Origin of the sequence: Mesorhizobium sp. M1338 (assembly GCF_040318045.1) — a bacterium.
In the GTDB taxonomy this organism is placed as follows: Bacteria; Pseudomonadota; Alphaproteobacteria; order Rhizobiales; family Rhizobiaceae; genus Mesorhizobium.
This window is the reverse complement of the sequence record NZ_JAMYLL010000015.1, coordinates 86027-106591: the sequence shown is the minus strand read 5'-3', so window position 1 is coordinate 106591 and position 20565 is coordinate 86027. Positions and strand designations below refer to the sequence as shown.

Sequence of the window (20565 nt, the reverse complement as noted above, 5' to 3'; positions counted from 1 at the left end):
TGGAACGCTATCGTCGTGAACTCAATTTTTTCCTAGACACGTGAGTACGAATTGTTTCAAGCTTGTCCTTTTTGGGGGGACTATCCGTCATGACAACAATTTATCCAACTTTCGGTGACATAAGGATTGGCGAGCCGGATGCCAATGTCGAATACTACAGCGCTATCAAAGCCAAACGGACACCAATATTTTTAGATACCTTTTTTGCAATTCCAAATTTTCCTCTTGACCAATTCCTGAGTGGAGAAAAATTCTTAATTTATGGCCAAAAGGGAACGGGTAAAACGGCGGCGATCCGATATTTGGAAAATCGCCTGAAGAACGAATTTTCTACCTATTTTCTCGTGTTTCGAAGATCCTTTTTGGAAGAGAGCGACCTTCACGCGTTCTCAAAACTGCCACTGATGCTCGACGAGGTAAATATCGAGAGGTTCAAGCATTTTCATCATGCAATTAAAAGGATACTAATATTTATATTGATAAAGCAGACTTTTGCGTCCTCAGGAACATATGATGAAGACAGGCCAGGTAACGACGCGACTTGGGTGGAAAAAATTAAAAACTCCACGCTGGGTGAACTGATCTCTCTAGGATTCGATTCTATTACTGCAATTTTTAACGCAGCCGGAGTCAACCTTGATAAAGTGACTGTTGGAACCGCACTCCTAGATGCCGGAAAATTACTTAAGAGGAACAACGATGATCTGCTGAATTTCTTGGTACGTCGAGCGAAGCGCCTAGGGATCAAAGCGTGCATTTTTGTTGACGAGATTCATTTCGCGATCGGAAGAAGCCTTACAGCAAGATGCTATGCTTGTAAGGGATTGTATACTCGCAATGCATAGTCTTAATGATAGATTTTCAGAAGAACAGATTGACCTAAGAATTTACTCGGCCGTTAGATCAGAATATCTTGAGCACCCAATAATCTCATCTGCTGACGTTAACCACTCTGTCGAGTCGGTTGGATATAATTTAACTTGGTCATCCTTCCCACAAAATAAAGATCACCCTCTGTTTAAATTTATATTCGAAAGATTTAAGGCTTCTATAGAGTCAAATTTCTCAATAGGAGACTTTTTTCGCGTATACATGGCAAATATAGACGCTGAAGAATTTCTACACAGAACATGGGTCAAGCCGCGCGATTTTGTAAGATTCTTTAAATGCGCAAAGGAGCTTTATTCAAAAAGATCACAATTAAGCTCGTCCGAAATAAACGCAATTTGGAGAATTTACGCACAGCTGTCTTGGAGCGAGATAAAATCTTCCGCTAGTCCATTTATGAATTCGGCATCCATTGCTGCGCTTGAGAACGAATTTAGAAAGATAGTGCCTAGCGTGATCGACAAACACATCACATACAACTACAAAAGCTTTACAAAGGTACTACGCCCAATATACGAAATAGCCAAAGGAAATAATACGAATTTTTACAGCCTTGAGCACTTTATCGAGCTGATTTACATATTAGGAATATTTGGAACTATGCGCGACGACGCAACAGGTCAACCTATCGTCCAAACTTACCATCGCGGGAATCGAAGTTTCCATAGGGACGGCCGAGTTTTGATTCATCCGACTGTGCTAAAGGCCTTTGGTTAGCCCTATTTGTTGATCACCCCGGGAATTTTGGCGATTAGCTGGTGAAGCTCGTTGAGGATCCTACCGTCCGTTGCCTAGATCGTCGGGTGGCGGTCTGCTAACAATTCTCCTGCCATGCAGACATGGCGATTATCTTTCCGCAAGTCCTATCAAGCCACCGCCACGCACTCAATCTCAATATCGAACTCCATAGGCCATGAAGCCACCGGCACAAAACTCCGCGCCGGCGGGTTGACGCTGAAGTACTTCGCATAAACCCGGTTGATGGCGTTGTAGAAGCCGGAATTGACGGCGTAGATGCGCACCATCACCACGTTTTCCAGCGAGGTGCCGGCCGCTTCCAGGCAATGTTTCAGTGCCTTCAGCGACGCCTCGGTCTGCGTTTCGATGTCGCCGCGCACCATCTCGCCGGTCACCATGTCCACCGGCGGCGTCGCCGAGATGAACACGAAGCCGTTGGCCCTCACCGCTGTCGAGCAGGGAAGGCCAAGCGCCCGCACCTTGGCCGACATGACAGGCACTTCGATGATTTCCTTCTTCATGGCAATCCTCCCTTTGTTTGCAGGGAGCTTATCCCGGCGCCAATGGAACGCCAGCGCCGACGCATGGTCCAGAGCCAGCCGCTCACCCCTGCCCGGATGCGGCGTGCAGAAAGCGGATGTCGGCGTTGCAGTTCATCAGACTGATGTCAGAGCAAGTGATGGGGAGCGCGCCTCCCTTCTCCCCTTGTGGGCCCACAAGGGGAGAAGGGAAGATCAAGCCGTCGCCACACACTCGATCTCGATATCGAACTCCATCGGCCATGACGCCACTGGCACGAAGGTCCGTGATGGCGGGTTTTCGGGGAAATGCCTGGCGTAGACCCGGTTGATGGCGTTGTAGAAGCCGGAATTGACGGCGTAGATGCGCACCATCACCACATTGTCCAGCGAGGTGCCGGCCGCTTCCAGGCAATGCTTCAGCGCCTTCAGCGACGCTTCGGTCTGTGTTTCGATATCGCCCTTGACCAGCCTGCCGGTCGCAATATCGAGCGGCGGCGTGCCGGACACGAAGACCAGCCCGGCGGCCCTGGTCACCAGCGACAGAGGCACGCCCAAGGCGCGCACGGCCGCCGACAGCACCGGCACTTCGATGATTTCCTTCTTCATGGCAATCTCCCTGGGTTTGCAGAGAGCTTATCGTGCCACTGGCCGAACGCCAGCGCCGGCGCATGGTCCAGAGCCGGACCTCGTCGCGGTCCTGGTGAATGTCGTAGGGCTGTCGCCGCCATTTGCGATTGCGCTCACCCCTGCCCCGGATATGGCGTGCCATCCTTGTGCAGGAAACGTCCGTCGGAGCTTGGGCTCATCATGTCGATGTCGGAGCAGGTGATGACATCGTCCGGGATGCGCGAGCCGACCTCCAGATAGAGCGCCGTCGTCGACGAACGGTTGATCAGGTGGTGGCCGTTGCCGCTGTTCTTGGCGAAGGTCGCGCAGTCGCCTGCCCCGAGCAGCGTTTCGCCGTCATCCTCGACCAGCGTCAGTTCGCCCTCCAGCAGATAGACGAACTCGTCCTCATGGCTGTGCCAGTGCCGCTGGCTGGACCAGCCGCCGGGTGGCAGGGTCATGAGGTTGACGCCGAAATCGGTGAGGCCGCCTGCATCGCCCAGGCGGCGGCGCGCGCGCTCGGCGCAGGGGGCATCGAAGGGTGCGGGGTAGCCAGAGCCCTTGCGGATGGGGACGGCTGATAGATCGACCTTGGGCATGGGTGTCTCCCTCGGATTGATTGCCGCAGTCTAATTCATGGAGGACGGAGGCACAGGGCCAGCTTGCGGCAGTGGTTTGCCAACAGGCTAGCATCCAACGTGGCACTCTACGGCGCCCCCCTCTGTCCTGCCGGACATCTCCCCCACAAGGAGGGAGATTGGCCGTCACTGCGGCCTTCGCTAATTTTCACCGTTGCAAGAAGAGCGCCGGCGCCGAAGCTGCCAATCTCCCCACCTGTGGGGGAGATGTCCGGCAGGACAGAGGGGGGCGCCGTAGGCGCCGACCTTGAACCGCCTTCAACCCTGGTGCGCGACCGCCAGTTCCTTCGCGTGCTTCTCGTGCATCCGCAGCGTCGGCAGCGTCTTCTTGGCGAATTCCTTCAGCGCCGGGTCGTCGCCTGACCGCGCATAGGTGGAAAACAGCGCCACCGCCTGCTTGTGCGCTTCGGTCTGCAGGGCGATGTATTTGGCCTGGAAGGGCTCGCCATCCAGAGCCTTGAGCTGGTCCAGCATCGCCTGATCCTTCGGCAGCAGCGGTGGGCCTTCGGGTGCCACCGACGCGGTGGTCTGGCTCTTTTCCCGAGCCATCCTGAAATCCTGGCCGGCCTTGGTGTGGTCCTTGACCATCAGCCCGGCGAAATCCTTCACGTCCGCCGCAACGCCCTTCTCCTCAGCCAGCTTGCTGCTCTCGATCTCGAAACGATTGGCGCTGGCCAGCGTCCTGGAGAAGGTCTCGGTGTCGACCTTGTTTTCCGAAAGCGGCGGCACGTCGGCGGGTGCTGCCTGTTGCGCGAAAGCCGTGGGCGCGCCGGCCAGAAGGGCCAGCGTGGCGATGGTGAGATAGGGTCTCATCTGAACTCTCCGTGTTGGGTCCCAAAGGCCCAACGCGGCAGACAGAATGAAGTTGCGCTTCGCTTGGCCCTCAATTGCAACACGCCTCGCCATATTGCAGCTGTTCGTTCCAGTTCGGCCGGCCTTCCGGCGTGAAATCCATCAGGTTCCACAGGATCTCGCAGGTGCCGATGGCGCGCGGGTCCTGGCCGGGCTCCGGTGCCGCGAAGCCCAACTCGGACGACCAGAAATGGCGGATGCCGTCGGCATCGCGATGAAACACCGACAGCAGCGGGATCTGCGCGCCGTCGGCATCCTCGGCATTGTAGTCGCGCTTGAAGCTGTTGTTGGCCGAAGACACCAGCCGCATGTTGTGCCAGCCCCGGTCGCGGCCGAGCGTGACCAGGTTTTCGAGCGCGGTCTTGCCGACCACCGCGAAATTGAAGCCGGCCGCCTCGAGATGCCCGACCGCGCCATCGAACTGGTCGAGCAGCGCGGTGCAGGATGGACATGGCTGGTCCTGTCGCGCAAGCCTCGCCGTGCCGCCGCTGGTGGCCACCTCGCGCGTCTCCTGGGGATGGCGCGGAAACATCATGTTATAGAGGATCAGCGAGTTCTTGCCCGGCGCGAACAGCTCCGAAAGTTTGACCCTTGCTGGCCTTCCATCGGTATCCAGCCCGTCGAACTCATAGTCCTGGCGGATCAGTCCGCCGGGAGGCAGCGCCCGCCGTGCCTCGGCCACGTCCTCCATGGCGCGGCGCAGCTCCATTTCCTTCCGCAGCAGTTTTTCACGCGCGGTGCGGTATCTGGCGGACTCGTTGGGAAAGGTGATCATGATCGTCTCCTTGGTCGTCGCGCCGGCGTCCCGGCGCGGTTGCTCTACGACCCAAGGACGTCTGGCGACGATCGACTCCGACATTTTTGCGCGCGGCAAGACGACAACGGCGGAACCTTTCGCAGGACCGGCGAACGCTACTGCGCCGCCGGCACCGGGCAGTCCATCACCCCTTCCTCGCAATGGAGGTAACCCTGAAAATCCTTCAGCCGTTTTTCGGTCAATCCGGCCTGGCAATTGGCGATCACCATGGGACGGATGCTGCCGGCGGTTTCGGGCGGGCCGCCCTGGAAATTGCATTCGGCGTCACGGAAAGCGACCCAGGCGCGCTGCGCATTGACCAGCAGCTTCTTCGACGCGGCATTGTCCTTCAGCCTGCCCTCGATCTGCTTGTAGGCGTCGTTGAGCTTCTTGTCGGACGCCGCGAAATCCTTGCCGGCGCACTCGTTCATGGTCGCCTGGTCCTGCGCATTGGCGCAGTCGTCGGCGGCCCGCGCGGTGTTCACAAAGAGCGGGGCGGCAAGTATCAGGGTGGCAAGGCTGGAGAGCAGAAACCGCATCACGTTTCCTCCGGTTCAGCAACGCCCCACGCAGGCGAAGCTTAGCAACCGGACGAGTGCAGGCAAGATGCGGCCTGCCGCGTTGGTGGACATTTCCTTTACTTGCCTGATTCTCGCGGCAGCTCGGCAAACGCGCCGCACGATGACACCGCCTCACCCCTTGACGCCACCGGCCGTGAGGCCGGAGACGATCTTGCGCTGGAAGATCAGGACCAGCACCACCAGCGGCACCGTGACGATCACCGATGCGGCCATGATGTTGCCCCACGGGATCTCGAACTGCGAGTTGCCGGAGAGCAGCGCGATCGCCACCGGCACGGTCCGCTGCGCGTTGTTGGAGGTGAATGTCAGGGCAAACAGGAACTCGTTCCATGCGCCGATGAAGGCCAGCAGCCCGGTGGTCGCCAGCGCCGGCCACATCAGCGGCAGGAACACCCGGGTGATGATGATCCACGGCGTCGCGCCGTCGAGGATCGCCGCCTCCTCGAGCTCGACCGGCAGATCGCGGACGAAGGTGGTGAGCACCCAGACGGTGAAGGGCAAGGTGAAGATCATGTAGGAGAAAATCAGCGCGAACAGCGAATTGTAGAGGCCGAACATGCGGACCAGTTCGAACAGCCCGGCCAGCAGCGCCACCTGCGGGAACATCGAGACCGACAGGATGGTGAACAGCAGGGCCGAGCGGCCGCGAAAGCGGATGCGTGCCAGCGCATAGGCTGATGTGACGCCGAGCAACAGCGACAGCGCGACGACCGCGCCCGAGACGAACAGCGAATTTATGAGATTGCGCACGAAGCTGCCCTCGGTCAGCACATTCCGGTAGTTGGCAAAACTGACCGTCGTCGGCCACAGATCGGCCCGGAACAGGTCGGTCCCCGATTTCAGGCTGGTGACGATGGCGTAGTAGAACGGGAACACCGCGACGAAGACGATTCCGCCGACCAGCAGATAAAAGGCCGTGCGCTTCAGGATCCACATGTCAGCGGCCTCCGTCCAGGCTTATCCGGCCGACCCGGATGGTGACGATGGTGAGCAAAGCGAGGATGAGGAAGAGCAAGGTCGAGGCGGCGGAGCCATAGGCGAACTTGTCGAACTCGAACAGGTTCTCGCGGGCAAACACCGACATCGACTTGGTGTGCACATTGTTGGGCGTCAGCACATAGATCAGGTCGAAAATACGCAGCGCGTCGAGCGCGCGGAAGATCACCGCCACCATCACCGCCGGGCGGATGAGCGGCAAGGTCACCCGCCAGAAGATCTGCCACGGGTTGGCACCGTCGAGCCTGGCGACCTCGATGATCTCCCTCGGCAGCATCTGCAGCGCGGCCAGGATGAGCAGCGTCATGAATGGTGTCGCCTTCCAGATATCGACGATGAGGATCGCCGCCATCGCCGTATCGGCGTTGGCCGTCCAGGCGATCTTGCCGCTGATCAGGCCGAGGTTCAGCAACACGACATTGATGATGCCGAACTGGTCGTTGAGCATCCACTGCCACATCTTCGCCGAGACGATCGTCGGGATGGCCCAGGGGATGAGGATCGCCGCCCTGACGATGCCGCGGCCCGGGAATTTGGCATTGAGAACCAGCGCAACGATCGTGCCGAGGATCGTCTCGCAGGTCACGGAGACCACCGCGAAGCGCATCGTGTTCCAGACGGCACGCCACCAGACCGGGTCAACGAGCAGACCATCGTAGAGGACCCGCCCGCTCGGCATGCTGAACGCCGAGAAATAATTGGCGAAGCCGACCCATTGGCGCGCGTCGAGGTCGGCCAGCGAGGCGTCGGTGAAGCTGAAATAGACCGTGCGGGCAAGCGGCCAGCCGGCCGCCGCAGCGAGCACCAGAAGCATTGGCGCCAGGAAAAGCCACGCCGAGCGAACGCGCTGTGCCTTCAGCGGCGTATGCGCAGCCCTGGCTGTTTCGGGTACCGGTTCCATTCCTGTCATCTCGCACCCGCTCGTTGCGGTTCCGCCGGGCGGATGCCCCGGCATCGTCGCGTCACCAGCCTCGGCCCTTCAGCTTGGTCAGCATCGCTTCGAGGTCGGCCAGATTGTCGGCGGCAGTACCGTCGCCCGAGAGCGTGTTGTGAACGGCGTTCCAGAACTGGCTCGACGCCTCGTTGTATTTGATCCTGGTCGCGGCAGAGGGGCGCGGCACCGCATTGAGAAATATCTGCTTCCAGCGCGGAACAATCGGCTGTTGCCTGGCGATGTCGGCATCGTCATACAGCGCCTGGATGGTCGGCAGGTTGGACGTCTTCAGCGTGCGGTATTTCTGCATCGCGGGCGAGGCGATGAACTTGACCAGCTCGATCGCGGCATCCGGATGCTTCGAATATTTGGAGACGGCGAGATTCCAGCCGCCCAGGGTCGCGACCGGTCGGGCGCCTTCGCCCGTGCCGGCCGGCAGCGGCGCCACGTCGAATTTGCCCTTGATCGGCGAGCCCTCGCCGTTGCCAAGCGCGTAGGCATAGGGCCAGTTGCGCATGAACACCGCGTTGCCGGTCTGCCACACGCCGCGCGATTCCTCTTCCTGGTAGGCAAGCACGCCGGGCGGCGCGATGGTCCCGACCCAGCCCTTGGCCATATCGAGCGCCGCCGCCGCGTTCGGGTTGTTGATGGAGATGGAGCCGTCCGGCTCGATGATCTGGCCGCCGCCATTCGACATCACCCATTCGAGCGCGTCGCAGGTCAGCCCCTCATAGGCGTTGCCTTGAAAGACGAAGCCCCAGATATCCCGATTGCCCGCCGCACGCTCCTTGTCCATGACCAGCTTGGCGGTGTCCGCCAGTTCCTTCCAGGTGGCCGGCACCTTGGCGCCGTATTTGTCGAGGAGATCCTTGCGGTAGTAGAGCGCCGGCGCATCGGTGAAGATCGGCAGAGCGACGAGCTTGCCATCGACCGTCTGCGACTGGATGATCGACGGGAAATGGGCGCCGACGACATCCTTGGTCGCGGCGGTCAGATCGACGAGCTGGCTGGCGAGCTGCGGCGCCCAGATCACGTCCGTCTGATAGACGTCGATGTCGCTGTTACCCGCGGCGAGCCAAAGCCGGTATTGGCCGAACTGGTCGGTCCCGGACGTCGGCATGACGACGATGCCGACTTTGTTGCCGCTGTCTTTCTCGTAACGGTCGAGGATCTCGCGCAGCACCTTGATGCCGTCGCCCGTATCGCCCGACACGATCGACAACTCGACGGCCCGCGCCGGAGCAGCAGCCAGCATGGCGGCGACACCGAGTGCCAGAAATGCGTGAAAAAGATTCATGATGGCGGATGTCCCTCCGCGGCCGGCGACGGAAAATCCTCCCCCCCGCCGGCAGCTTGTCAGACCCCACCCTGCAATGAATGCGAAGCGGCGCTTTGGGTTCCCAAAGCGAGTCATTCCTTGTGATCGGCGATCGGGCCGATTCGCGCGGCTGGAATGGTTTCAGCCTTCCCAGGCGACAGGCATCATTCCCAGTCGCTCGTAGAGCCGGACGGCGGCGGCGTTCTCGACCGTGTTGGTCTTGAGGTCGACATGGTCGGCGCCGCGTTCGCGAAAAATGGCGAAGGCGTGCCACATCAGCGCCTCGGCAACGCCCTTGCCGCGCGCCTCGGGATGAACGGCGAGGTCCTTGACGAAGGCGCGGGTCCAGCACAGCGCCGCCGCCGCCAGCCGACCCTTGGCATCGATGACGAGGAAGCACAGCGCCGGGTCGAATTCGGGATCATCCGCGATACGCGGCCACCATTCGTCGAACGGGCCATCGGCGCCGTCGTCGAACACTTCGGTCAACAGCGCATGCAGGGGCAGCGCATCACCGGGCTCGAAGCAGCGCATGACGAAACCGTCCGGCCAGTGCGGCGGAACCAGCGTCTCGTCGAGGATCTTGCGCAGCCGGATGTCGTTCAAAGCCGGCGGACGCGGTTCCGGCATCGCGCTCAGGCGTCGGGCTGCAGGCGGCGGCGCTGACGGTCGACACCAAGGCCGGTCGCCTCGAGCAGGCCCTTGCGCTTGGCGTCGAAATAGTAGCCGGTCTGGTAGAGCCAGTCGGCCTTCTTGGCGTTGCCGCCGGCCACCAGCCAGGCGCCACGCAGATATTTCACCGCGTATTTCAAATTGGTCTCGGCGTCGAACAGGCCCTTGGCCGGTCCGTCATAGCCCATGCCGCGCGCCGTCGCGTGCTTGATCTGCATCAGCCCCCAATGGCCATTGTTGTAGGCTTTCGGGTTGAAGGTGCTCTCGCGGTTGACGACGCGGCGCACCAGGTCCACCGGCACCTGGTAGAGGGCGGCATATTTCTCGATCAGCCGTTCGACATCGCCACGCACGCCCGTCGCATGTTCTTCCGTCGGCCCGACGGGACCCTGCACCAGGGCAGCCCGGTTCTGCGGCACGACATAGGCGACCTGCTGGACGCCGGGCATCCGGTCGCCCTTGGCGGTCGCCGGCATCACCAGCCCCGCGGTCGTATAGGTCTCGGCAGCCTGGACCGGCTCGCCCGCATTGGCTGGCGCAGGCGCCTGCCAGGCATTGGCGGTCATCACGGCTGGTGCCGCCGGCGTCGAACCGGCAAAGGCGGCGGTCACTGCCGCCGGTTGTGCCGCGGGATCGAGCGGTAGCGCGGCCGTCTGAACGGGAGCGATACCGGAGGATTCAGGCAGCACTGAAACCGTCTCCGGCAGCGGCACGGTGAAGCCGGCATCAGCGCCGGCGGCGGTTGTTGTTTCGGTAAGAGCAGGCGCGGACTTCATCTGCGAGGTCGACGTGCAGCCGCTGACGCCGGCGGCGGCCAGGATCACGCCGATCGCGATAAGGTTGAGTTTTGCTGGCAAGCCGCGCTCGGGTCCGATTTGTCGGGTTGTTAAGAAATCCCTTACACCACCGATTCATGAGCGGCAATCGGGGCCATCAGGTGGTTTTCGGGTGGCGAGACTTGGCCTCTGATGCCATATTGTTCTGGATATGTACCGGGACGAATCCCGGTTTTCGCCACTTTGCGGAAAGGAACGCGGCATGGACACGACATCTTCGATCACGGCCGGCCACGCAGTGTTAGAAACAGTGATCGGTTTCATGGGCATCGCGTGGAGCGAAAAGGGCCTGATCCGGCTCTGCCTGCCCGAACGCAGCCGCGAAGCGGTGGAGCGGCGCCTGCTGCGCCATGGAGGCGTTTCCGCCTCCACGGCCCAGCCGCCATGGGTGGTCGACCTGATCGCCTCGATCAAGGCTTATGCGGCGGGCGAGGACGTCGATTTCTCCGGCGTGCCGGTCGATCTCGACGGCGTCGACGATTTCCGCCTCGCCATCTATGACGCGGCGCGAAAACTCTCCTTCGGCGAAACCACCACCTATGGCGAGCTGGCCAAAACCGCCGGCCATGCGGGGCTCGCCCGCGAAACCGGGGTGGCGCTCGGCGCCAATCCGGTGCCGCTGGTCATTCCTTGCCATCGCATCCTTGCCGCCGGCGGCAAAATCGGCGGCTTCTCGGCGCCCGGCGGCTCGGTCACCAAGGAGAAGATGCTGGCCATGGAAGGCGTGCGCGTCGGCCCGCCGCCACCGGCGCAGGTTTCCTTCGGGTTCTGACGCGGACAAGTTCTAGTTGTTGTGGAAGAACCGCCTGCGGAAATGCCGGTCATTGTCCGGGCGCTTGCAGTTATAGACGGAACAGGACTTGGTGTCGGCGCTGGGCACGTAGGCGCGCGTCCTCACCTCGCCCATGGTGCAGAATTGCTGGCTCTGCACATAGCGGTCGTAAAGCGGCAATCCCGGCACCCGCGTCGACTGGTAGCGCAGGATGACGGCGCCTTGCCGGGCTATCGTCGCCTGAACCTTGCCGCAGCTCATACGCGTCGGATCGTAGCGCGAGATCGCCTGCGCCTCGGCCGCCACCAGCGTCAGGCAGCCGGCAAGTAGAATGGTTTTCATGGTCCTCTCCCCCTGATCCGCCGCTCGAGGACAGCGCGACCTGCCGCAACGTTTTCAGCAGATTGGGGCAGCCGTTGGGCAGCCCCTCGATCACGGTTTTCTCACGCAGTCTTGTATTTTATGCGAAACCAGCCTATATGCCTTCCATTGATATTTCGGCCGATCGATCCGGGCCTCGCGATCTTCGCGTTTGCTGACGTCTATCTCCAAAATCTCGATGCACACCGGCTGGACTTCGGTCCGGTCAATCTAAAGCAAATGTTGAAGGACTATCTAAAATGGCAACAGGAACGGTCAAGTGGTTCAACGCCACCAAGGGCTTCGGCTTCATTCAGCCTGACGCGGGCGGCGCGGACGTTTTCGTCCACATCTCCGCTGTTGAGCGTGCTGGGCTGTCGACCTTGGTCGAAGGCCAGAAGATCAACTTCGAGATCGAGCAGGACCGCCGCACTGGCAAGTCGTCCGCTGGATCTCTGAGCAAGGCAGCCTGATTTTGCGATAGCGCGCGCCGGGCGAGAGCCCGGGGCGCGCGGCAAGTCACGGATGTACTGACAGTCGCGCGAGAAGCGCGCCGGAGCGGAAGACCCGACAAGCTGGATCAGCAGATAGCTGCCAGCCCGGACCGGACGCTCCCGATCAGGCTACCAAGCATGGAAGGCGGGATTTTTCCCGCCTTTTTGCTGTCTGGGGTTTAGGTGGCGACAATTGGCGAAACCGGCGAGACAGCGTCCTTCTCCCCGTCTCTATACGGGGAGAAGTGCCCGGCAGGGCGATGAGGGGCAGCGCCGACGCTTCAAGAGGGACGATCGCAGAGCCAAGCACACAACCGAAGGCTGGCGCCGCCCCTCATCTGGCTGCCGCCATCTTCTCCCCGTATAGAGACGGGGAGAAGGACGCCTCGCCGAGGTTTTCGCCAATCGCCGAAAAGCTTACCCCAGCCACTCGATCGGCACATGCCCCGGATCGGCCTCCACCCTTTTCAGCCAGGCGGCGACAGACGGATAGGCGTCGAGCTGGAAGCCGCCCTGCTCCGCCGTATGCGTATAGGCATAGAGCGCGATGTCGGCGACGCTGAGCGCCCCGCCGGCGAAGAAAGCATTGTCTTCCAGATGCTTGTTCATCACACCGAGCGCCTTGTTGCCGCGCTCCAGCGTCACTGCCAGCCGCTCCGGAGTCCGCATCCCCTGCTCTTTCGGGAAAGGTCAGCAGCGCCTTGCGCACGGCGATGTAGGGCTCGTGGCTGTACTGCTCGAAGAACAGCCATTGATAAGCGAGCCCCCGCTCGTATCTGTCGACCGGCAGGAAGCGCGTGCCTTCGGCGAGATAGAGCAGGATGGCATTGGACTCGGCCAGGCGACGGCCGTCGTCGAGTTCGAGCAGCGGCACCATGGCATTCGGGTTCTTGGCGACAAAATCGGCTTTGCGCGTATCGCCGGTGTGCGAACTCACCTCGACATTGGTGAAGGCAAGGCCAAGCTTGGCCATCAGCAGGCGCGGCTTGTAGCAATTGCCGCTGTCGATCATGCCGTAAAGTATCATGGCTGTTCCCCGGAGCGCTCGCCTGAATCCGTTCAAACGCGACGCGCTTTAGCCAAACAGCGGGATGACATTGCCTATATTGCCAAGCAGCGTGTCGATGTGCAGCGGCTTTTCATCAAATATCGTGCCGGCAAGCGCCGGACGGGCGAGAAGAAAACCCTGCAGAAGATCGACGCCGCCTTCGAGCGCGACGCGAAGATGGGTGGGGTGCTCGATGCCTTCGACCAGCACCTTGGCGCCGCGGTCATGCAGACTGGAAACCAGCGGGCGGAAGAACCGTTCGGCGGCGGCGTGGCGGCAGAACTCCGCGAACCATGTGCCGTCGATCTTGACGATGTCGGGCTTGAGCAGGTTCACCCGCTCCTCGGTCGAGTGCCCGGTGCCGAAATCGTCGATGGCGATGCGGATGCCGTCGCGCCGCATTTCGCGCGCCAACCGGGCAAGAAGCGTGTCATCGGCCGCCTGTTCGGTGATTTCGCAGACCAGCATGCCCGGCGCGAGGCCGAACTCGCCGAGGTGCCTGGTCATCAGCCGGATCTCGGCCAGCGCCCGCCCGGGATGGTCGTTGATCAGCGGATTGTAGTTGAAGAACAGGTCGAGCCCGTCGACGCCGATGTTGCAAAAATTCCTGAGGTGCAGCGCCCGGCACATGGTCTCGACGAACAGCCGATCCGAGGCGGCAATGCTGTCGAAGAAAACCCGTGGCGCACCGGGGCGCCCGGCGCGGTGCGGCTCGATCAGGGCTTCGACCGCGACCGCGTGAAGGAACCGGCCACGCGGCGCGAAAATCGGCTGATAGGCGCTGCGCAGCCGGAACTCGCCATGAATGCCGTATGCGATGCCGACTTCGTCGACCCAGATCGCATCGCCGACATTGCGCCGCCGCTCAAGCCTCATGGCGCCACCCTGCGTCCGAACGCCTTCACCTGCCGCGCCGAATGCGGTGCCGGAGCAGGAGCAGGCGTGTCGGCGGCAGCGGCGACTGGTGCCTGCCTTTTCTTGTCGAGGACGCCAAAACTGGTCGGCGCCAGTTCGGGCCGCGCCAGCACGAAACCCTGCACCATCGACGCTCCCGATTTCTCGGCAAGCTCCAATTGCCAGCTCTCCTCGATACCTTCGAACACCGTGCGGATGCCTTGTGCCTCGAAACTTTTCACCATGGTGGTCAAGAGCGCGAAGCCGGCGCCGGATTCCATCAGTTGCGTGATCCAATAGGCATCGAACTTGACGATATCCGGCTTCAACTCCTTGACGCGGTTGATGTCGGAATCGGCGGCGCCATAATCGTCGACGGCGATGCGAAAGCCGTTGGCCCTCAGTGCCGCGACGAAACTGTGCAGGGTTTCCTGCGACGCCGAGCGCTGCTCGGTCACTTCGCAGACGACCCGGCGTGGATCGATGCCGGCCTCATGCAGCACCAGCCGCATTTCGCGCAAGGCGGCGTCGGCAACGGGGCGTTCAGTGAACACCGACGGGTCGAAATTGACGAAGATCGACGCCTCTTGTGGCAGGCAGGCGCCGGCGTTCAGAAGATGCAGCGTCCTGGTCAGCGCCTCGATATGCAAACGGTCGGCGGCTGGGCAGGTCGAGAAGAAATTCATCGGCGATTGCGGCTCGCCGTCGCGGAACGGCCGGATCAACCCTTCAAACGCGACCACCGACAGCTTGCCTTCGTTGAAGGCAAAGATCGGCTGGAAGGCACTCCGCAGCGTGTAGATGCTCCAGACACCGGTGGAGGTGCCGTCGTCTTGACGGATGATGTGGGCAAGCCCGATGCTGCGCGACACGGTTCCTCGCTCCGCGACCTGGCGGAATTGGTCTGCGATCCTGCCACTCAAGCCTCTACCGCTCGTTAATGAATTTATTGTTGCCGATCACGGTCCCGATCACGGGTCATTGACGGCTGGATCAGCCGACAATGCTTGCACTGCGCGAAATCATGCGACATGAGAAGCGCCGCGGCCGCTCCCGGTCGCACCGATCTTCCATGGAGACGTTCAAGGTCATGGCCTTTCTTGCCGACACCCTTTCCCGCGTAAAGCCTTCCGCCACCATCGCGGTGACGCAGAAGGCGCGCGAGCTGAAAAATGCCGGCCGTGACATTATCGGCCTCGGCGCCGGCGAGCCGGATTTCGACACGCCCGACAACATCAAGAATGCTGCGATCGAGGCGATCCGCCGGGGCGAGACCAAGTATCCGCCGGTTTCGGGCATCGTGCCGCTGCGCGAGGCGATCTCGAAGAAATTCAAGCGCGAGAACAATCTCGACTACAAGCCCGAGCAGACCATCGTCGGCACCGGCGGCAAGCAAATCCTGTTCAACGCCTTCATGGCGACGCTGAACCCGGGCGACGAGGTCATCATCCCCCGCCCTTACTGGGTCAGCTATCCCGAGATGGTGGCGATCTGCGGCGGCACCTCGGTATTTGCCGACACCTCCATCGACAACGGCTTCAAGCTGACCGCTTCTGTGCTGGAAAAGGCGATCACGCCGCGCACAAAGTGGCTGCTGATGAACTCGCCGTCGAACCCGTCGGGCGCCGCCTACACCGAAGCCGAACTGCGCGCGCTGGCCGACGTGCTGTTGAAGCACCCGCATGTCTGGACCCTGACCGACGACATGTACGAGCACCTGACCTATGGCGACTTCGTCTTCAAGACCATCGCCGAGGTCGAGCCGAAACTCTACGAACGCACGCTGACCATGAACGGCGTGTCGAAAGCCTACGCCATGACCGGCTGGCGCATTGGCTATGCGGCCGGTCCCGTCCAGCTGATCAAGGCGATGGACATGATCCAGGGCCAGCAGACATCGGGCGCCTGCACCATCGCGCAATGGGCCTCCGTCGAGGCACTCAACGGCCCGCAGGACTTCATCGCCAGGAACAAGGCGATCTTTCAAGGCAGGCGCGATCTCGTTGTCTCGATGCTCAACCAGGCGCGCGGCATTACGTGTCCGTCGCCGGAAGGCGCTTTCTACGTCTATCCCTCCTGCGCCCAGCTGATCGGCAAGAAGACTAAAGCCGGCAAGCTGATCGACACCGACGAGACCTTCTGTTCGGAACTGCTCGAGGCCGAGGGCGTCGCCGTGGTATTCGGCTCGGCCTTTGGCCTTGGCCCCAACTTCCGCATCTCCTACGCCACCTCGGAGACGCTGCTGGAGGAAGCCTGCACGCGCATCCAGCGCTTCACGGCATCGCTGACCTGATCAGGCCAGCACCTGAAACAGAAACCCGGCTTCACCGCCGGGTTTCTGATCGCGCTGTGAGCCTTCTCGCCTCTTTGCCCGAGTGCGCCTCGACCGGAGCCAGCACGGCGACCAGCCGTGCGGTGGGTGGTGAGGAACGCGGCAATCGCCGCTGTCGGCATCGCCGCGCGGAACCCGCCGGGCTCGGCACTCAGCCGCCATATTGCTCCGCGGTCACCGCTTCCAGCCAATCGGCATGGACGCCGTCGATTGCCTCCTGCATGGCAATATGCGTCATCGACGATGTAAGCGCCGCGCCGTGCCAGTGCTTTTCACCGGGGGCGAACGAGATGACGTCGCCGGCCCTGATCTCCTGGATCGGTTCGCCCCATGTCTGCGCGAGACCGGCGCCCACGGTGACATAGAGTGTCTGACCAAGCGGATGCGTATGCCAGTGGGTGCGCGCGCCCGGCTCGAAGCTGACCAGCGTGGCCCGCAGCCGCGCCGGCGCCTCTTTCTCGATGATCGGCGTCTGCAATACCCGGCCGGTGAAATATTTGTCTGGCGCTACGATGGTCGGCACGCTGCCGCAGGCAATGATCTTCATGGTCTATGGTCCTTGAACGGAGGGCGACGGGTCGCCCATCCCCAGTTTCGACCGATATCGGCCAACGTGCAACAGTGTTCGACCGCCAGACGCCCAGCGTCCGAGCAGCGCGTGTCCGCGGCCGAGTGCCGGATTTCTATTTTTCTTGCCCTGCCGGCAAACAAGTGGGACGATGGCTTTGGGCAGGTAGCGACGAAAAGAACCGCCCGCGACGGTCGAACAGGCCGGCCGCCGCTCCAGGACCGATTGACCACGCCTGAACCATGAATGCCAGTCGGTCCTACGGGAAACGCCTGAGTGGAGGTCAGTCATGGGTACTCGCGCCGGAGGACGACGCACGGGACCGAAATGCATTGCCATAGTCGGTCCCTTCGCAAGCGGTAAGACGACACTTCTCGAAGCCATTTTGGCCCGTACGGGCTCAATTCCCCGACAAAATCCCGTTTCATCAGGCAATACCGTTTCAGATTATTCGCCCGAGGCGCGGGCTCATGCCATGAGCGTCGAGGCGACAATCGCCACCACCGAATTCATGGGCGAGCAGATTACCTTCGTCGATTGTCCCGGCTCCATCGAATTCTCCTTCGAGGCCGAGCCGGTGCTGGCAGCCTGCGACCTTGCTGTGGTCGTTGCCGAGGCCGACGAAAAGAAGATCCCTGCCCTGCAGCTGATCATGCGCAAGCTCGACGATCTCGGCGTGCCGCGCATCCTGTTTCTCAACAAGGTCGACAAGGCAATCACCGGTGTGCGCGACACGCTGAAGATGCTGCAGCCGGCAAGCTCGGTGCCGTTGCTGCTGCGCCAGATTCCGTTGCGCAAGGACGGCGTCGTAATCGGTTCGATCGACCTGGCGCTGGAGCGTGCCTACATCTATCGCGAATATGCCGAGAGCGAAGTGGCTCAGATACCGGGCGACGACAAAGCGCGCGAACTCGAGGCACGCTTCTCCATGCTGGAGACGCTGGCCGACCATGATGACCAGCTGATGGAACAGCTGCTCGAAGAAATCGAGCCGCCCAAGGATGCCGTCTTCGACGACCTTGCCGCCGATCTGCGCGATGGTGCGGTGACGCCGGTGCTGATCGGCACCGCCGAGAAAGGCAACGGCGTGCTGCGCCTCTTGAAGGCGATCCGCCACGACGCACCCGACATCGAGGCAACCCGCAAGCGGCTCGGCGCACCCGACGGCGCGGCCACCGTGGTCCAGGTGATCAAGACCATCCACACGCCGCATGGCGGCAAACTGTCGGTGTCGCGCATCCTCTCCGGCCAGGTCGTCGACGGCTCCGAACTTTGGCTGCCCAGCGGCGATACGGCCAAGGTCTCCGGCATTTACCGAATGCTCGGCAAGGACCAGGTCAAGCTGACCATCGCCAAGGCCGGCGACACGGTGGCGCTGGGCAAGCTGGACGAGGTCAAGACCGGCCAGACCCTGAGTTCGACCAAGGGCGGCATCAAGCCGCTGATCCAGCTCGAGCCTCCGCAGCCGGTCTTCGCCTTCGCGCTGCGCCCCAAGGAACGCAAGGACGAAGTGAAGATGTCGGCCGCCATCCAGCGGCTGGCCGAGGAAGATCCCTCGCTCAGCCTGCGCCACAACCAGGACTCGGCCGAGACCGTGCTGTCGGGTCATGGCGAGATGCATCTACGGGTCGTGCGCGAGCGGCTGGAAGGCAAGAACCAGATACCGGTCGAAGGCCATGCGCCGGCGGTGCCCTATCGCGAGACGATCCGCAAACCGGTGCAGCAGCGCGGCCGTCACAAGAAGCAGTCCGGCGGCCATGGCCAGTTCGGCGACGTGGTGATCGAGATCAAGCCGCTGCCGCGCGGCTCCGGTTTCCAGTTCACCGACACCATTACCGGCGGCGTCGTGCCGAAGACCTACATCCAGTCGGTCGAAACCGGTGTGCGCGATTATCTGAAGTCCGGGCCGCTCGGCTTTCCCGTCGTCGATGTCGCCGTCAACCTGTCGGACGGCTCGTATCACGCGGTGGATTCCTCCGACATGGCCTTCCAGATGGCGGCCAAGCTGGCGATGAGGGAAGGCATGGCCGCCTGTTCGCCGGTGCTGCTGGAACCTGTGATGAAGGTCGAGATCGTCACGCCGTCCGATGCCACCTCGAAGATCATCGCGCTCATCCCGCAGCGGCGCGGCCAGATCCTTGGTTACGACGCAAGGCCGGGCTGGCCTGGTTGGGATGTCGTCGAGGCAACCATGCCGCAGGCCGAGATCGGCGACCTGATCATCGAACTGCGCTCTGCAACTTCGGGCGTCGCCAGCTACCGTGCCGTCTTCGACCACATGGCCGAACTCACCGGCCGTCTGGCCGACGAGGCGATGAACACCAACGGCAAGGCTGCCTGACCCATAGCACCGTCACACGCCCCTCGAACCCGGTTCGAGGGGCAAAAAAGAAACGACGCCCGGCGGGGACCGGGCGTCGTTTTGTTTGCGGACCGTTTCCTTGGGAGGTAACGGAGGTCCGCCGCATTTGGTGCCGCCGAACGTCGGCGGAAGAAACGGTTCGGACGCGGTAGCCGCCTGAGCCCGGGCCGTCCGAGTGATGCCCCCATCTCCCGTCCGAACCACACCGCGTCCTATGATCGGCGTAGCAGGTCGCGGACGTCCGCGATATGTTACCAGAGGTTACATGTCACTGTTACGTGGCAATTGTGATGGATTTTTTGGCCAGCCCAGCAGGGAACAGGCAACAAAAAAGCCGGATCAACGAAGATCCGGCTGAGTTTGATTGGAAGTGCCTGTTAAGGCTAACCTCCAGAGGGGAACACTCAAGGGCGCTAATGGGAGGAGAACGCGCCCAGGAGATGATCTATATATGTGCTCATCATGCCCAAGAAACAAGCATCTATTTTGCAACACACGCATGCAAAAAGACACAGGCTGTGGTCTAACCCGTTCCAGAAGCCAATAGGACCAGCAAAATCGTCCAAATGGAGCCATGAACTGGGCGATTGCCACTACAGAATCCCAATCGTCGCTGGTTCTCGGCTCGAAATGCCAAAACTGCGTAATGGCGTGGAAGCGGGCAGCGGGCGTTCATTTCTAAGGCAATTGGAGAGGAGGCAGCCAATGCGGACGTTTTCGGCGATCGCCGGCAGTGCGGCCTTCTTCATTGCAGTCCCCGGCGTGGTTGCCGGGCTGGTGCCTTGGCTGTTGACCGACCGCTGGGGCTTGCCGTGGTCGAACCTGCCGGGCTTTGTCTCCGCTGGCGGGCTTCTGATCGTCGCCGCGATCGCAGCACTCCTGCATGCGTTCGGCCGCTTTGCGCTCGAAGGCCTGGGCACGCCCGCTCCGGTCGCGCCGACCGAGAGACTGGTGATCGGCGGCATCTACCGCCATGTCCGCAACCCGATGTATGTCGCCGTGCTGTCGATCATCCTCGGCCAGGCACTGCTGTTCTCGAGCTGGATTCTGGTCGCCTATGCCGTCATCGGCGCGATCGCCATGGGCTCCTTCGTGCGGCTCTACGAGGAGCCGACATTGGCCCGCCGCTACGGCGCCGAATACGAGACCTACCGCCGCAATGTCCCGGGCTGGCTGCCTCGGCTGACACCCTGGCGGGAGCTAAATTAGGTCAAAGCAGAGCCACATGGGGCATGTTGAGATTCAGGTCAGGCCGAGCCGAGAGCGGGGGATTCCGAGAACCGGAACGGAGCGGACATTTGGGTCCGTGAGTACCGGAAGCGCAGGAAGCCCTCGTTCGCAGGCCGGCATCACCTGAAT

Annotated in this window: 22 protein-coding genes and 1 pseudogene; 7 read left to right on the top strand and 16 right to left on the bottom strand. The window is 61.6% G+C overall.

Annotated features, from left to right (window positions below; all coding sequences use genetic code 11):
- Positions 1 to 89 precede the first annotated feature (89 nt).
- Positions 90 to 845, top strand: a complete 756-nt coding sequence (locus tag NKH19_RS16445) for a hypothetical protein (protein WP_352982396.1) — start codon at positions 90 to 92, stop codon at positions 843 to 845.
- Positions 811 to 1605, top strand: a complete 795-nt coding sequence (locus tag NKH19_RS33550; protein ID WP_502910946.1) for a P-loop ATPase, Sll1717 family — start codon at positions 811 to 813, stop codon at positions 1603 to 1605. Before NKH19_RS16445 ends, NKH19_RS33550 begins: the two co-directional genes overlap by 35 nt.
- A 149-nt stretch (positions 1606 to 1754) precedes the next feature.
- Here the strand turns inward: NKH19_RS33550 and NKH19_RS16440 are convergent, their stop codons facing one another.
- The 11 genes from NKH19_RS16440 to NKH19_RS16390 all read right to left on the bottom strand — a co-directional run bounded on the left by NKH19_RS16440 (position 1755) and on the right by NKH19_RS16390 (position 10397).
- Positions 1755 to 2147 carry a RidA family protein gene (locus NKH19_RS16440; RefSeq protein ID WP_352863749.1) on the bottom strand — a complete coding sequence of 131 codons (393 nt, stop codon included), beginning with the start codon at positions 2145 to 2147 and terminating at the stop codon, positions 1755 to 1757.
- 213 nt (positions 2148 to 2360) lie between these two features.
- On the bottom strand, positions 2361 to 2753 hold the full coding sequence (locus NKH19_RS16435) for a RidA family protein (protein WP_352863751.1): 393 nt from the start codon (positions 2751 to 2753) through the stop codon (positions 2361 to 2363).
- A gap of 134 nt (positions 2754 to 2887) precedes the next feature.
- Positions 2888 to 3352 carry a cupin domain-containing protein gene (locus NKH19_RS16430; protein WP_352863753.1) on the bottom strand — a complete coding sequence of 155 codons (465 nt, stop codon included), beginning with the start codon at positions 3350 to 3352 and terminating at the stop codon, positions 2888 to 2890.
- Positions 3353 to 3649: 297 nt separating this feature from the next.
- Positions 3650 to 4204 (bottom strand): DUF4142 domain-containing protein, encoded by a 555-nt coding sequence (locus NKH19_RS16425; RefSeq protein WP_352863755.1) that lies wholly within the window; start codon positions 4202 to 4204, stop codon positions 3650 to 3652.
- A 70-nt stretch (positions 4205 to 4274) separates the two neighbouring features.
- Entirely contained in the window at positions 4275 to 5018 is a 744-nt protein-coding gene (locus NKH19_RS16420) for a DUF899 family protein (RefSeq protein ID WP_352982393.1), read from the bottom strand.
- Positions 5019 to 5155: 137 nt separating this feature from the next.
- Entirely contained in the window at positions 5156 to 5578 is a 423-nt protein-coding gene (locus tag NKH19_RS16415) for a lysozyme inhibitor LprI family protein (RefSeq protein WP_352863759.1), read from the bottom strand.
- 153 nt (positions 5579 to 5731) lie between these two features.
- The gene (locus tag NKH19_RS16410; protein WP_352863761.1) at positions 5732 to 6556 is read right to left on the bottom strand and encodes a carbohydrate ABC transporter permease; all 825 of its coding nucleotides are present in this window, start codon (positions 6554 to 6556) and stop codon (positions 5732 to 5734) included.
- 1 nt (position 6557) lies between these two features.
- Complete coding sequence (locus NKH19_RS16405) at positions 6558 to 7526, bottom strand: carbohydrate ABC transporter permease (protein ID WP_352982391.1); 969 nt, start codon at positions 7524 to 7526, stop codon at positions 6558 to 6560.
- A gap of 52 nt (positions 7527 to 7578) precedes the next feature.
- The gene (locus NKH19_RS16400; RefSeq protein ID WP_352863765.1) at positions 7579 to 8847 is read right to left on the bottom strand and encodes an ABC transporter substrate-binding protein; all 1269 of its coding nucleotides are present in this window, start codon (positions 8845 to 8847) and stop codon (positions 7579 to 7581) included.
- Positions 8848 to 9009: 162 nt separating this feature from the next.
- Positions 9010 to 9498: a GNAT family N-acetyltransferase gene (locus NKH19_RS16395; protein WP_352863767.1), complete on the bottom strand. Its 489-nt coding sequence runs from the start codon at positions 9496 to 9498 to the stop codon at positions 9010 to 9012.
- 5 nt (positions 9499 to 9503) lie between these two features.
- A complete protein-coding gene (locus NKH19_RS16390; RefSeq protein ID WP_352863769.1) occupies positions 9504 to 10397 on the bottom strand; it encodes a transglycosylase SLT domain-containing protein in 894 nt (297 codons plus the stop codon).
- Between the two features lie 181 nt (positions 10398 to 10578).
- On the opposite strand from NKH19_RS16390, the gene NKH19_RS16385 reads away from it, so the two are divergent.
- Complete coding sequence (locus tag NKH19_RS16385) at positions 10579 to 11148, top strand: methylated-DNA--[protein]-cysteine S-methyltransferase (RefSeq protein ID WP_352863771.1); 570 nt, start codon at positions 10579 to 10581, stop codon at positions 11146 to 11148.
- Positions 11149 to 11160: 12 nt separating this feature from the next.
- Here the strand turns inward: NKH19_RS16385 and NKH19_RS16380 are convergent, their stop codons facing one another.
- Positions 11161 to 11490: a hypothetical protein gene (locus NKH19_RS16380; protein WP_352863773.1), complete on the bottom strand. Its 330-nt coding sequence runs from the start codon at positions 11488 to 11490 to the stop codon at positions 11161 to 11163.
- 278 nt (positions 11491 to 11768) lie between these two features.
- Here NKH19_RS16380 and NKH19_RS16375 point away from each other — a divergent pair, with 278 nt between their 5' ends.
- On the top strand, positions 11769 to 11981 hold the full coding sequence (locus NKH19_RS16375) for a cold-shock protein (RefSeq protein WP_010910991.1): 213 nt from the start codon (positions 11769 to 11771) through the stop codon (positions 11979 to 11981).
- 438 nt (positions 11982 to 12419) lie between these two features.
- Here the strand turns inward: NKH19_RS16375 and NKH19_RS16370 are convergent.
- From NKH19_RS16370 to NKH19_RS16360, 3 genes and pseudogenes are all read right to left on the bottom strand, one after another.
- Positions 12420 to 13029 (bottom strand): annotated as a pseudogene (locus NKH19_RS16370) (glutathione S-transferase family protein).
- A gap of 48 nt (positions 13030 to 13077) precedes the next feature.
- On the bottom strand, positions 13078 to 13926 hold the full coding sequence (locus tag NKH19_RS16365) for an EAL domain-containing protein (protein WP_352863775.1): 849 nt from the start codon (positions 13924 to 13926) through the stop codon (positions 13078 to 13080).
- Entirely contained in the window at positions 13923 to 14816 is an 894-nt protein-coding gene (locus NKH19_RS16360; RefSeq protein WP_352863777.1) for an EAL domain-containing protein, read from the bottom strand. Before NKH19_RS16360 ends, NKH19_RS16365 begins: the two co-directional genes overlap by 4 nt.
- 218 nt (positions 14817 to 15034) lie before the next feature.
- Between NKH19_RS16360 and NKH19_RS16355 the strand changes: the two genes are divergently transcribed.
- Positions 15035 to 16237 carry a pyridoxal phosphate-dependent aminotransferase gene (locus NKH19_RS16355; RefSeq protein ID WP_352863779.1) on the top strand — a complete coding sequence of 401 codons (1203 nt, stop codon included), beginning with the start codon at positions 15035 to 15037 and terminating at the stop codon, positions 16235 to 16237.
- 190 nt (positions 16238 to 16427) lie between these two features.
- Here NKH19_RS16355 and NKH19_RS16350 read toward each other — a convergent pair whose 3' ends face one another.
- On the bottom strand, positions 16428 to 16823 hold the full coding sequence (locus tag NKH19_RS16350; RefSeq protein WP_352863782.1) for a (R)-mandelonitrile lyase: 396 nt from the start codon (positions 16821 to 16823) through the stop codon (positions 16428 to 16430).
- Between the two features lie 310 nt (positions 16824 to 17133).
- On the opposite strand from NKH19_RS16350, the gene NKH19_RS16345 reads away from it, so the two are divergent.
- Both NKH19_RS16345 and NKH19_RS16340 read left to right on the top strand, forming a co-directional pair.
- Positions 17134 to 19185, top strand: coding sequence for an elongation factor G (locus tag NKH19_RS16345; RefSeq protein ID WP_352863784.1), 2052 nt, complete (start codon positions 17134 to 17136; stop codon positions 19183 to 19185).
- A gap of 726 nt (positions 19186 to 19911) precedes the next feature.
- Positions 19912 to 20415: a methyltransferase family protein gene (locus NKH19_RS16340; RefSeq protein WP_352863786.1), complete on the top strand. Its 504-nt coding sequence runs from the start codon at positions 19912 to 19914 to the stop codon at positions 20413 to 20415.
- Positions 20416 to 20565: the final 150 nt, after the last annotated feature.